We start from the raw sequence: 11,900 nt of genomic DNA, 5'->3' as shown, positions 1-11,900 counted from the left end.
CCTTATTTGATGGGGCTATCAGAATCTAATTTGTGCAGCTTCACCGAGGAATTGGTATCAACTCCCGTTTCATCCCTCATCCCTCATCCCTCCTTCTATGTCTGACCTCCACGTAACCTGGGACGATTATCACCAAAAGATCGAGCAGTTAGCCGCTCAGATCTATCGATCGAACTGGGAATTTAACCAAATTGTCTGTCTCGCAAAAGGCGGATTGCGCGTGGGTGACGTGATCGCTCGCCTCTACGACGTGCCTTTAGCCATTCTCTCGACCTCTTCTTATCGCAGCGGTAAATCTCGCAGCACGCTGGTATTTTCGCGTGATCTGACGATGACCACGCCTAGTTTGGGCAGTCACGTTTTGTTAGTGGATGATCTGGTCGATTCGGGGGTGACGTTGCAGAAGACGATCCCGTGGCTCGATCGACACTATGGTTTTTATATCGAAGAGGTTCGCACGGCCGTTCTCTGGTACAAAAATTGCTCGGTGATCAAGCCCGACTATTATGTAGATTATTTGCCTGACAACCCCTGGATTCATCAGCCGTTTGAGCGCTATGAGCAGATGAGTCCCGCTGACTTGGTGTTAGAAGATGCCCCCGTAGAAGTCAGGAGTCGAGAGCCAGAAACTTGTTGAGCAGTGCCACCGTCTCAAACTCAGTAAATCTGCTTGCTATACTGGTCAAACTGGCTAAAAGTTTACTTTTTAGCACTTAAAACAACAGAGCTTTTGAGTTAGCGCCTGAGAAGACTCGATCGGGATTGCAGTTACCGTAATAATCGCTGATTTCTCTGTAGTTTTTGACAGATATAGGGTGCCAGGTTGAAGGCTGTTTGAATTTTTCCTGAGATTGAAAATGCGCGACAGAAGCGATCGCTTTCAAGTCCAGACTGTGCCCCTTGCTCCGACAAAGCCCAAACGCCTCGGCGCATACCTGGTCGAAGCGGGACTGCTCACCTCGGCCCAAATTGACGTAGCGCTAAACGATCAGAAGATTGTGGGCGACATGCGGTTTGGAGAAGTCTTGGTCGCACGAGGCTGGATCAAGCAGCAAACGCTAGACTATTTGATCAAAAAAATCATTGAACCCGAACAGCGAGCCGTCAAGCAAGAACGCCCGACACCCACCACTCCCCCGCGTGAGCATCCGACGATTCCTCCTAAGACAAATTTGGTTGAAGGAGTCAACGATCGCAAGCCATTGCCCTCGGTTCAACAACAAAAGGACGATGGCGTGAGTTGGGTCGGTTGAGAAGAGTCAGACGACCAATAAACCTGGATTCAATGCAGTTTTTTCGCTTCGTTGCTGAGATCTTCTGCCCCCAAGCTGTCTATGCTGAGGGACTTTCAGATAAGAGTTTTAGCGAAGCGACCACTGACTAGCGAGGAGCGGCACAAACTTGATCCAGCATTCTACGAGTGGCTGAAGATTGAGCTTTCATGAGCGGTTTGAAGGTGACTCCATCCTGATTGGCTACTTGAAAGCGACCGTCGCAGGGTGTGTAGGCAAATAGACGATCGTTGCCAATCTGGTAGATGAAAAAATAACCCTTGCGTCCTTCAAATCGAACCGAGTCTAAATTCAAATAAACTTTCTCTCCAGTGGAGGCGATTCCTTCGTATTCCCAGCGATCGACGTTTCCCGCGATCGACGGCAGGGCAGAAAGACCGATTGTGCTGACGATGGTGACGATGGCAGCGATTCTTTTTAACATCATTGATGCGCTTGAGTGAAGCCGTAATCTTGAAAGCTACGGTAGGGCTATCTGTGGCTTCAGAATTGGCGTTCTTCATTCCGAAAGTGAATGATTACAGGATTGTTACTGATCGAGAATGAGAAGCCAGAGCGGAAGGGTGATGAGAAGGGCGATCGAGCCTGTTGCCAGCGCAGTCACCGTCAGATTTTTGTCTAACTCATAGATTTCTGCCAGTACCAGAGTTGAGAAGGCGGGAGGCATGGCCATTTGTAGAACGATCGCCTGCTGCACCGCTCCAGTGATCTGAAACAGCGGCAGGATGCCAACTCCTAGAACCAGAGGAACAATCAGCATTTTGATCGTCAGACTCCAGGCAGCGCGGTTCAAATGAGTCAGAGAGGGCAGTTGGCTGAGACGCATTCCGATCAAGACGAGGGCAAGGGCGATCGCACTCCACGCCAGATGATGCAGGCTACTTTCTAGCACTTCAGGAAGGGGTAAATTGCGCGTGGCTAAACCAAATCCAAAACTCCAGAGCGCCGGATTTTTGAAAATAGTGAGCGTGAGTTGAAGGCGGCTTTCTTGCCCCAGACCAAATTGACTGGCGACGATCACGCCCAATCCCCACGTTCCCAACGTCGATCCCAACAGATCGTAAAATAGCGCCCAAGCGAAGAATTTCTCGCCTACCAGAGCCAGTGTGACTGGAAATCCCAAATAGCCCGTGTTGCCCACCATTGAGGCAAGGAGAAAACTTCCTTGAGTGGGGCGGCTCCAGTTCTGAGACCTGATTCGTAGCCACGCCAACCCTGCCCCTGTAAAAATAGCAACCCAAGCTACCACAGGCGCGATCCAGATCTGACCCGACAAATCCGCTCCACGCAAAAATCCTAAAATGCTGAATGGAATGCCGACCCAAAAGAGAAATTGTCCCAAATATTTAGCAGCCGACTGAGGCAGATAGCGCCCCAACAGCCAGCCGAGAAGCGCCCAGCCAACCAGGGGGACATAGAGATCAAAAAGCTGAATCGTCAGGTGAGGCATCAGAGAGGGGTGATACACGCTGTAATCCTTAGCTACCTGAATCATGCTGAGAGCCTTCGATTTCTAATCGAGGGGTAGAAAGCTAGTTTAGGGCTTTAGCCCTCTGTGTGTCCGGGGTATTGATTCCGTTGGTTGGTTCTGATCATTTCATGCGGAATAGGTTGTCAGAGAGCGTGTTTAGTATTTGACTAGAATACACAAGGAGGTGATGCAAAGTGTACGGAACGATTCAAGTTAGGCTCAATGTTTCCGACGAAGTGATGGCGTATCTGGTTCACCAGTGCCAGCATTCCAACAGCCTGATTAATTCAACGTTGTTTGAGGTGCGTCAATCTCATTTTGAGAATTGCCCACGGGTTGAATTTTTTGACGCAAATGGCTTTTACCGCTCTGAGTTCAGAACCAAGACGGTGAAAGCACCATACGCCCATCTGTGCAGCGTCCTGAAAGACAATCCGCATTACAAGGTGCTCGGTGGGCAGTGTGCTCAGCAAACCCTGAAAAGTGTTTCCGAGTCTTTCAGCAGCTTTAACAAGTTGTTGCAACTGTTCTTTAAGGGTGAAGTCAACAAGCCACGAATGCCGAGTTATCGGACAAAAGGCGGCTTAGCACCGATTTCGTTCCCGGCACAGGCGTTACAATTCGATATCGAAACAGGGGAATGCAGAATCCCGATAAGCCAAGAAAACTCTGCGTCTGTTAAAGAACATTTTGGACTGTCAGAACTCAGAATCAATGGGGCTTTCGGCATCAAGCCAGATCAAATTGTAGCGTTGCGAATCTTGCCACGAAACAACGAATTCTATGCTGAGTACGTTTACAAACACGGAAACGAGGGTTCAACCTGTCAGTTAGAGTTAGATTCGACTCACGCACTGGGGATTGATCCAGGTTTGTCGAACTGGCTCACCTGTGTCTCCACCCGTGGTAAAAGCTTCATTGTGGATGGTCTCAAACTCAAGGCGATTAACCAGAATTACAACCGCCGTGTTGCCAGTCTTAAAGCGGGTAAACGTGCGAAGTATTGGGATTTTGAGTTAGCCCGGATCACCGAAAAGCGGAATCGACAAATCAGAGATGCCATCCACAAGGCAGCGCGGCTGGTGGTCAATCACTGCCTTGAGAACAGAATCGGTCATGTTGTTTTCGGTTGGAACGAAGGTAACAAAGATGGCATCAACATCGGCACGAAAAATAATCAAGAATTCGTGCAAATTCCCACAGCGCGGTTAAAGAACCGCCTCAAGCAACTGTGCGAGGAAAACGGCATTCAGTTTACTGAAACCGAAGAATCATACACCTCAAAAGCGTCTTTTCTAGACGATGATTTCTTGCCAACACACGGCGGCGAAAAACCCGCAAGCTGGAAACCATCGGGACGACGCATCACCAGAGGACAATACAAAACTGCTCATGGCAGCCTGATCAATGCAGATTGCAACGGAGCAGCGAATATCTTGAGAAAGGTATCGGCACAGTTAGGCATCGTCCTAACCGAGTCCGTTAGGGCAGTGTTGACTCTGCCAAAACGGTATGACGTATTCAGTGGATTGAAGAAATCATACCGTCAGCGTTGCGAAGCGTCTCTTCAGAGCGCGTAGCAACATCCGCTTAGAATCCCCCTTTTTCAAATGGGCGAGAAGTCAAATTCTGTAATACTTGAAGGTGGACAAAAGTGAAGGAGGGAATCCTTGGATAACGCGGGTCTGCCTGAAAAACCTCCCAAGAACCAGGCTGCATCGTTTGACGACATTCCCGAAGCGCTGCGGGAGACACCGATCGCTCAACCCAAGTCTCGTCCCAATCGCACTGGGCTAATCGTGGGACTGGTGTCGATCGGGCTGCTGTTGGGGGGTGGAGTCGCCTATCTGCTCAGACAGCCAACTTCGATCGCCCCGAATAACGGCTCTACTCCCAACACGACTGCTCCTTCAACCCCTTCACCTACTGCGTCTCCAGACAAGCTTTTGGGACACTTTAAGTATGCCGAAGCGCCTCAATCTGAGCTAGAGCCAATCAGCCCCGATGGGGGCATTCGGATGCGAAAGGCGGCCGCGGCAGCCTACAAACAAATGAGCAGTGCGGCCCAAGCCGACGGAATCCTTCTCGCCCCGCTGTCTGGGTTTCGATCGCTCTCTGACCAGCAGCAAGTTTTCTTTGATGTCAAGGCCGAGCGCCTGCAAACTCCTCAACAGCGTGCTGGGGTCAGTGCCCCTCCTGGATATAGCGAACACCACACCGGGTATGCGATCGACATCGGGGACGGCGACACACCTGCGACTAATCTGAGTCCTGCCTTTGAGCAGACGGCCGCTTTCAAGTGGCTTCAAGACAACGCCGTGCGCTTTAATTTTGAGCTATCGTTTCCCAAAAACAATCCTCAAGGTGTGACCTATGAACCGTGGCACTGGCGATTTGTGGGCGATCGCCAAAGCTTAGAAACCTTCTATAAAGCCAGAGGAAAGTAGGAGGCACTCGATCGGGATCAACCCTCAAATTAAATAAGAAGATTTCCTTTAGATCAAAATTCTTTTTATGAACCAAACTGCGCTCAACTTGGTCGCGATTTCGATTTTTGCGATGACTGTCTCGACGATTTTGGGGCCGTTGATTCATTTGCCGCCTGCAATTCCCGCGATCGCCACGTTCACTGTTCTCGGTCTGGCTACACTGGATTCCTTCACCTGGCAGGGGCGGGGAGGAACGATCGTGCTGGATTGGTTGGCGAGTTTTTCTCCGGCGCATCGGGCACGAGTGGCGCGACATGAAGCGGGGCATTTTCTCGTCGCCCAACAGTTGGGAATTCCCGTCACGGGCTATACATTGAGCGCTTGGGAGGCGTTTCGTGCGGGGCAACCGGGACAGGGAGGCGTGCAGTTTGACACACAGGAATTAGAAGAACAGCTTCAGCAAGGAAAACTATCGGTGCAACTGGTCGATCGCTACTGTACGGTTTGGATGGCGGGCGGCGTAGCAGAGACGTTGGCGTACAAAACGGTAGAGGGCGGAAATGATGATCTGCAAAAGCTTCGCATGACGCTGGCTCAATTGCGACTTCCCGATTCTCAAATTCAGCAAAAAGAACGGTGGGCGGCACTCCAGGCAAAAAACTTGATCGAACAAAATCAAGAGGCTTACGATGCGCTGGTGGCGGCGATGGAAGAACGGCGATCGATTGAGGACTGTCGTCAACTGATCAGCGCCAAAATAGAAGAGTAATTCTTTGCAATTGAGAGGTGACAAATGGTACAAACTCCAAACAAAACAATCACGTTAGAAGAATTTCTGAAGCTACCCGAAACCAAACCAGCCAGTGAATACATCGACGGTGAAATCATCCAAAAACCCATGCCTCAAGGAAAACACAGCATCCTTCAGACAGAGCTTTGTCCTGCTATTAATAGGATTGTAAAGCCGCAAAGAATTGCTCATGCTTTTTCGGAGTTACGCTGCGTATTTGGAGGACGAGCGATCGTTCCTGATATCTCTGTTTTCATCTGGAGTCGAATTTCAAAGGATGCAAATGGAGAAATCGCCAACGTTTTTGAACTGGCTCCTGATTGGGTAATTGAGATTCTTTCACCTGATCAAAGCTCAACCAAAGTCACTAAAAAAATTCTGCGTTGCCTCGATCATGGATGTTTGATGGGGTGGTTAATTGATCCAGACGATCGCGCCGTCATCGTCTTTTCTTCTAATCAGAAACCTCAGCTTTTTGACGAAGCCGATCAAGTTGTATCTGCGCCAGAATGGGCGGCTGAATTGCAGCTAACCGTTGGGAAATTATTTGGCTGGTTACAGTTGAGTTAGCACAAATGGAATGATAAAAAATGGTACAAACTTCCGCCAAAACAATCACGCTAGAAGAATTTCTGAAACTACCAGAAACCAAACCAGCCAGCGAATACGTTGATGGTGAAATCATTCAAAAACCGATGCCTCAAGGTGAACATAGTGTCATTCAAAGTGATTTACTTTCTGCGATCGATGCAGTCGTGAAACCTCAAAAAATTGCTCGTGCTTTTCCAGAACTTCGATGCACTTTTGGGGGGCGAGCAACTGTCCCAGATGTTTCAGTTTTTACTTGGGATAGAATTCCTCGAAAAGAAAATGGAGGCATTGCTAATGTGTTTAGTGTGGCTCCTGATTGGGTAATTGAAATTCTTTCACCCGATCAAAGCTCAACCAAAGTCACTAAAAAAATTTTGCATTGCCTCGATCATGGATGTTTGATGGGTTGGCTAATTGATCCATGCGATCGAGCCGTCATCGTCTTTTCTTTTAATCAGCAACCCCGAATTTTTGACGAAGTGAATCAAGCGTTACCTGTTCCAAAATGGGCGAGTGAATTGCAGCTAACTGTTGGAGAATTATTTGGTTGGTTGCAGTTGAGTTAAGACAAACAAGAAACTTCCTGAATTAATAGCCTAGCTGCAAGATTCATGGGATTTAGAAAGATTAAAAAGAGAGATTAAAACTGTCTCGTCCAGTCTTGCCAGCGTTCGATTACAACTTTTGTCTGGGTGAAAAACTCGATCGCTTGATGTCCCTGTCCATGTAGATCGCCGAAAAAGCTTTCTTTCCAACCGCTAAACGGGAAGAAGGCCATCGGGGCCGCTACGCCAATATTGATGCCAATGTTTCCCGCCTCGGCTTCATAGCGAAACTTACGCGCCGCTGCACCGCTGGAGGTAAAGAGACAAGCCATGTTGCCATATTGCCCCCCGTTGATGAGCGCGATCGCCTGGTTGATCGTTTCCAGATGAATCAGACTCAACACCGGCCCAAAAATTTCTGTACGGGCGATTTCTCCAGCCGGATCGACGTTTTGCAAAATTGTGGGACGGACAAAGTAGCCTTGCTCATAGTTGGTAATCTTGGGCTGTCGTCCATCGACCAAAACCGTTGCCCCCTCGTCGGCTCCTTTTTGAATCAACCCCTCAATTCGGTCTTTGCTTTGAGCGGTGATCACGGGCCCCATTTGTGTGCCATCTTCCAAACCAAATCCGACCGTACGCGATCGGGCCGTTTCTGCGATCGCTTCGGTAAAGGTTTCTTTGGCTGACCCGATAGTGATAGCGATCGAGGCGGCTAGACAACGCTGGCCTGCACACCCAAACGCACTATCCGCCATGATTTTTGTGGTCATAGCAATGTCGGCATCGGGGAGAACAATCACCGGATTTTTTGCACCCCCCTGACACTGGGCCCGTTTGCCATTGGCGGCGGCTCGACTGTAAACATACTTGGCAACGGGAGTCGAACCCACAAAGCTGATCGATCGCACTGTGGGATGATCCAAAATAGCATCGACGACGGCCTTAGTTCCATTCACCAGATTGACAACGCCCTTGGGAAAGCCCGCCTGCTCAAAGAGATGAAAGAGTTTTTGCATGGTCAACGGCACCCGTTCTGATGGCTTAATGATGCAGGTATTGCCACAGGCGATCGCGTAAGGCACAAACCAGAAAGGAATCATGCCCGGAAAGTTAAACGGGGTAATCATTGCAGTCACGCCCAGCGGCTGACGAATCATCATCTCATCAATGCCTTTGGCGATGTCTTCGGAGTTGTAGCCCTGCATCAAAATCGGAATGCCGCAAGCTACTTCAACGTTCTCGATCGCGCGTCTCATTTCGCCCTTAGATTCCGCCAGGGTTTTACCACATTCCAGCGTGATGGTTTGGGCGATGTCTTCAAAGTGGTCGTCGAGCAGAACTTTGAGTTTGAAAAGGGGCTGAACGCGATCGGTCGCGGGCGTTCGTCTCCAGGCTTTAAAGGCTTGACTAGCGGCTTGGACGGCGCGATCGACTTCGCTAACGGGAGACAGCGGAACCTTTGCCAAAACCTCGGTTGTCGCCGGGTTGATCACATCCAAATACTCGGAAGAATCGACGATGCACCATTCACCATTGATGTAATTCTGAATAACAGTCATGCTGCAAATTTCTCGATGATTTTCTTGATCTTGCCGTAACAACCATTCTGAGAAAGTTTATGTGAATGGATGGCTAGAAAAATGTTGTTTTAACACGTCTAGTTTTGAGCAGTGCCAATAGTCGATATGAGAAATAATTAAATTGTCTTTGATTTGCAACTCGCTCCAGCCGTCGATCGCAATTCGGGGCTTCCAGGGCAAGGGCGTGTTCCAACGGAGTGTCCAGTCTGTCCTGATGTGGTCGTCAAGCTGTTGGATGTTGTGGAGATCCATTTTGACGTTGAGAAACCAGGTTTTGATCAGTTTGATCATCTGCTGATAGCGATCGCGACCTCGAAACTCATTCATCGGGTCTTTAAAGTAGACATTCTCAGCGTAGATGCTGTAAGTCTGATCGGCTGGAAACCTTTGGTAGTCGTCTCGCAGTGTGTGAATAATGTCCATTGTTTTGGTGGATAATTTAACCTGTCTTAGAGATTAATCGCTAAAATTGAATTGCAGACATACAAAACCTCAACGCTTTTCGCTCTGGTAATGCGTCTGAGATCCAATTCAGCAAAGCTGGCGTACTGGTAGTTAAATATACAAAGGTTTCCTGAGTACAAGAAGTGACGACTGAATCTTTTTACGCTGATTTGCCCGTGTTGAAGAACTTTGTGCAAGTCACCAATCCCAGAAAATTTGTGCCCGTTCCCCACGATTGGCTAATTGTGATCACAGATATTATCGGTTCTACAGAGGCGATCGAGCAAGGGCAATACAAAACGGTGAATTTGTTGGGTGCCTGCTCGATCAGTGCCGTTCTTAATGTGGCTGAAACCGAGATTCCGTTTGTATTTGGAGGCGATGGAGCGACGATTTTAATTCCGATTACGCTGCTGTCACGAGTGAAGCGATCGCTCCTTGCGACTCAAAATTTGGCTAGAGAAGAATTCTCAATGAATCTGCGCGTCGGAATCGTGCCCGTGGCGGATGTGGCTTCTCTCTATCCCGTCAAGATCGCCAAGCTGAGAGTGTCGCCCAACTATGATCAGAGCGTCTTTATGGGAGGCGGCCTCACCTACGCGACTGAACTGGTCAAAAATCCCGCAACCGCCAGTCTTTACGCCTTAGCGCCAGATATTGCGATGCCCAAAGCTGATTTCACAGGGCTAGAGTGTCGCTGGCAAGACATTCGCAGTCAACATGGTGAAACGGTGAGTTTGCTCGTGCAGGCAAAGCCGAGCCACTATCGAGAAATTATCGAGCAGATAGAACGGATTTATGGCAGCGATCGCGCCAATCCGATTAGCCCCGATCGCTTGCATCTTTCGTTTGATAGTACAGCGTTGATGCGAGAAACCAAAGTTCGGGCAAGGCAAAAAAATGGCTGGGGCAAACTTTGCTATTTGATCAAAATTCAGCTTGAAAATCTGCTGGGTTGGGTGCTGATGAAATATAAGCTTAAGTTTGCAGAAATGCCCTGGGGCAACTATCGCCAAATTGTTACGGCTGCAACTGACTATCGCAAATTTGATGACATTTTACGCATGGTGATTTCTGGCAACGCTCAACAGCGCCAACAACTGACCGACTATCTAGAGCGAAAAGCCCGATCGAGTGAATTGGTCTACGGACTGCATGTGAGCGATCGTGCCCTTCTGACTTGTCTTGTTTACGAGCGCAACGGTCGTCAAGTCCATTTTGTCGATGGGGCAGATGGGGGATATGCTCTAGCCGCCAAAGCCATGAAAGCGAAAGTGAAGGCGATGTCGGGCAGTTAGTCGTCTATTAGATTTAACGTCAATTCGATGAACTTTTTGGCTTCGATTTCAAATCCGGGTTGTTCCTCCAATCTGCCGTAAATGATGGACAATTTTGAACCATGTTGTCTTAAAACACTGCCTGTTTGAGAACGAATTCTGTCAGATCGCGCAAATTATCCAACTATTTGAAGTTGAGCTTAAACGATAGGAATGCTGATGGCTTACGTTCTAAATCTGTTTGGCTACCGCTACAACTCGATCGAGATTTTGCGTGTAAGGTGAGAAAAATAGTCTTCACCCTCATTCATACAGTTATGAACCCATCTGTGAGTTTAATTCGTGCAACCTCCTACGATCGCGCCCAACTGCGAGACTCGATCGAATCGCTCCTTCAACCGCTAGGGGGGATTTCTGCCTTTGTCAAACGGGGCGATCGGGTTTTGCTCAAACCCAACTTGTTGACGGGCGCACGTCCGACCAAAGAATGTGTCACTCGTCCAGAAGTGGTTCACTGTGTAGCGCAACTGGTAAAAGAAGTGGGAGGTCAGCCCTTTTTGGGAGACGGGCCAGCCTTTGGTAGCGCCAGAGGAGTCGCGATCGCAAACGGCTATTTGCCCCTGATCGAAGCATTAAACTTGCCGATCGTTGAATTCAAAGGCAAACGTTACGCAACGGTGAGCCAGGAATTTAATCATCTGCTGCTGTCCAAAGAAGCGATCGAAGCCAATGTGGTGATCAATTTACCGAAAGTCAAATCTCACATGCAGTTGACGCTGACAATGGGGGTCAAAAATCTCTTTGGCTGTGTTCCTGGCAAAATGAAAGCCTGGTGGCACCTGGAAGCCGGAAAAGATAGCGATCGCTTTGGGGCAATGCTGGTCGAAACGGCTCGCGCGATCGACCCAGACCTGACGATTTTGGACGGCATCATCGGACACGAAGGGAACGGCCCCAGCGGAGGTGAACCCAGAGAATTAGGTCTATTGGCGGCTTCTGATCAGGTGTTTGCGCTCGATCGTGCTGTAGCCGAGATTCTTAAAGTTGACCCGGCGATCGTACCGACGCTGGCGGCTTCTCAACGGTTGGGGCTGTGCCCCGAATTGGCAGCGATCGACTTTCCCAACTTGCGCCCAGAAGACTTACAAATTGCAGACTGGCGACTGCCCGACAAAATGATGCCGATCGACTTTGGGGCCCCGCGTGTCCTAAAATCCACCTTCAAGCATCTCTACATTCGCTTTATCAAGGAGCCAATGGCAGCCTACCGCTAGAGCGCGACCCAAAATCCTACGAGAAGAGGCACAGTGGTTTAGAAGTTAACTCCTGGCTCTGTGCCTTACATTTCTTAACAAATCCTCAAAATTAAAGAATTAGTCAAAACATCGTCTCAGAGGGGGTTGTACTAATTTCTAAGTGAGTTTAACTAAATATTCATGGTTTCTTCAAAGTTTTTGGGCTGAAAATTCAGTGAAGGG

Annotated in this window: 13 protein-coding genes; 9 read left to right on the top strand and 4 right to left on the bottom strand. The window is 48.9% G+C overall.

Features of this window, described 5'->3' with window-relative positions; translation table 11 throughout:
• The first annotated feature begins 97 nt into the window (after nt 1-97).
• The gene (locus ACKFKH_RS11300) at nt 98-637 is read left to right on the top strand and encodes a phosphoribosyltransferase (RefSeq protein WP_446858388.1); all 540 of its coding nucleotides are present in this window, start codon (nt 98-100) and stop codon (nt 635-637) included.
• Between the two features lie 220 nt (nt 638-857).
• Nucleotides 858-1,253, top strand: a complete 396-nt coding sequence (locus ACKFKH_RS11295; protein ID WP_446858387.1) for a hypothetical protein — start codon at nt 858-860, stop codon at nt 1,251-1,253.
• 127 nt (nt 1,254-1,380) lie between these two features.
• Here the strand turns inward: ACKFKH_RS11295 and ACKFKH_RS11290 are convergent, their stop codons facing one another.
• Entirely contained in the window at nt 1,381-1,716 is a 336-nt protein-coding gene (locus ACKFKH_RS11290; RefSeq protein WP_446858386.1) for a hypothetical protein, read from the bottom strand.
• A gap of 105 nt (nt 1,717-1,821) precedes the next feature.
• Nucleotides 1,822-2,787, bottom strand: a complete 966-nt coding sequence (locus ACKFKH_RS11285) for an AEC family transporter (RefSeq protein ID WP_446858385.1) — start codon at nt 2,785-2,787, stop codon at nt 1,822-1,824.
• 170 nt (nt 2,788-2,957) lie between these two features.
• On the opposite strand from ACKFKH_RS11285, the gene ACKFKH_RS11280 reads away from it, so the two are divergent.
• The 5 genes from ACKFKH_RS11280 to ACKFKH_RS11260 all read left to right on the top strand — a co-directional run bounded on the left by ACKFKH_RS11280 (nt 2,958) and on the right by ACKFKH_RS11260 (nt 7,139).
• Nucleotides 2,958-4,343, top strand: coding sequence for an RNA-guided endonuclease InsQ/TnpB family protein (locus ACKFKH_RS11280; protein ID WP_446858384.1), 1,386 nt, complete (start codon nt 2,958-2,960; stop codon nt 4,341-4,343).
• A gap of 90 nt (nt 4,344-4,433) precedes the next feature.
• Nucleotides 4,434-5,210, top strand: a complete 777-nt coding sequence (locus ACKFKH_RS11275; protein WP_446858383.1) for a M15 family metallopeptidase — start codon at nt 4,434-4,436, stop codon at nt 5,208-5,210.
• Between the two features lie 67 nt (nt 5,211-5,277).
• Entirely contained in the window at nt 5,278-5,961 is a 684-nt protein-coding gene (locus tag ACKFKH_RS11270; RefSeq protein WP_446858382.1) for an ATP-dependent Zn protease, read from the top strand.
• Nucleotides 5,962-5,985: 24 nt separating this feature from the next.
• Nucleotides 5,986-6,552 carry a Uma2 family endonuclease gene (locus ACKFKH_RS11265; protein WP_446858381.1) on the top strand — a complete coding sequence of 189 codons (567 nt, stop codon included), beginning with the start codon at nt 5,986-5,988 and terminating at the stop codon, nt 6,550-6,552.
• Between the two features lie 20 nt (nt 6,553-6,572).
• Nucleotides 6,573-7,139, top strand: a complete 567-nt coding sequence (locus tag ACKFKH_RS11260) for a Uma2 family endonuclease (protein WP_446858380.1) — start codon at nt 6,573-6,575, stop codon at nt 7,137-7,139.
• A gap of 74 nt (nt 7,140-7,213) precedes the next feature.
• On the opposite strand, the gene ACKFKH_RS11255 is transcribed toward ACKFKH_RS11260, so the two are convergent.
• Complete coding sequence (locus tag ACKFKH_RS11255; protein WP_446858379.1) at nt 7,214-8,680, bottom strand: CoA-acylating methylmalonate-semialdehyde dehydrogenase; 1,467 nt, start codon at nt 8,678-8,680, stop codon at nt 7,214-7,216.
• Between the two features lie 57 nt (nt 8,681-8,737).
• Nucleotides 8,738-9,124, bottom strand: a complete 387-nt coding sequence (locus ACKFKH_RS11250; RefSeq protein ID WP_446858378.1) for a DUF2358 domain-containing protein — start codon at nt 9,122-9,124, stop codon at nt 8,738-8,740.
• Between the two features lie 164 nt (nt 9,125-9,288).
• On the opposite strand from ACKFKH_RS11250, the gene ACKFKH_RS11245 reads away from it, so the two are divergent.
• Nucleotides 9,289-10,443 carry a DUF3095 domain-containing protein gene (locus tag ACKFKH_RS11245; RefSeq protein ID WP_446858377.1) on the top strand — a complete coding sequence of 385 codons (1,155 nt, stop codon included), beginning with the start codon at nt 9,289-9,291 and terminating at the stop codon, nt 10,441-10,443.
• 296 nt (nt 10,444-10,739) lie between these two features.
• Complete coding sequence (locus ACKFKH_RS11240; protein WP_446858376.1) at nt 10,740-11,696, top strand: DUF362 domain-containing protein; 957 nt, start codon at nt 10,740-10,742, stop codon at nt 11,694-11,696.
• The last annotated feature ends 204 nt before the right edge of the window (nt 11,697-11,900 follow it).

The organism is Phormidesmis sp. 146-20 (genome assembly GCF_052939475.1).
This window is presented reverse-complemented; position numbering and strand designations above follow the sequence as displayed.

Excerpts from the sequence above, each read along its gene's own strand:
- ACKFKH_RS11240 (WP_446858376.1), top strand. The coding sequence starts at position 10,740 with ATGAACCCATCTGTGAGTTTAATTCGTGCAACCTCCTACGATCGCGCC.
- ACKFKH_RS11265 (WP_446858381.1), top strand. The coding sequence starts at position 5,986 with ATGGTACAAACTCCAAACAAAACAATCACGTTAGAAGAATTTCTGAAG.
- ACKFKH_RS11270 (WP_446858382.1), top strand. The coding sequence starts at position 5,278 with ATGAACCAAACTGCGCTCAACTTGGTCGCGATTTCGATTTTTGCGATG.
- ACKFKH_RS11295 (WP_446858387.1), top strand. The coding sequence starts at position 858 with ATGCGCGACAGAAGCGATCGCTTTCAAGTCCAGACTGTGCCCCTTGCT.
- ACKFKH_RS11285 (WP_446858385.1), bottom strand. The coding sequence starts at position 2,787 with ATGATTCAGGTAGCTAAGGATTACAGCGTGTATCACCCCTCTCTGATG.
- ACKFKH_RS11290 (WP_446858386.1), bottom strand. The coding sequence starts at position 1,716 with ATGTTAAAAAGAATCGCTGCCATCGTCACCATCGTCAGCACAATCGGT.
- ACKFKH_RS11255 (WP_446858379.1), bottom strand. The coding sequence starts at position 8,680 with ATGACTGTTATTCAGAATTACATCAATGGTGAATGGTGCATCGTCGAT.
- ACKFKH_RS11260 (WP_446858380.1), top strand. The coding sequence starts at position 6,573 with ATGGTACAAACTTCCGCCAAAACAATCACGCTAGAAGAATTTCTGAAA.
- ACKFKH_RS11250 (WP_446858378.1), bottom strand. The coding sequence starts at position 9,124 with ATGGACATTATTCACACACTGCGAGACGACTACCAAAGGTTTCCAGCC.
- ACKFKH_RS11300 (WP_446858388.1), top strand. The coding sequence starts at position 98 with ATGTCTGACCTCCACGTAACCTGGGACGATTATCACCAAAAGATCGAG.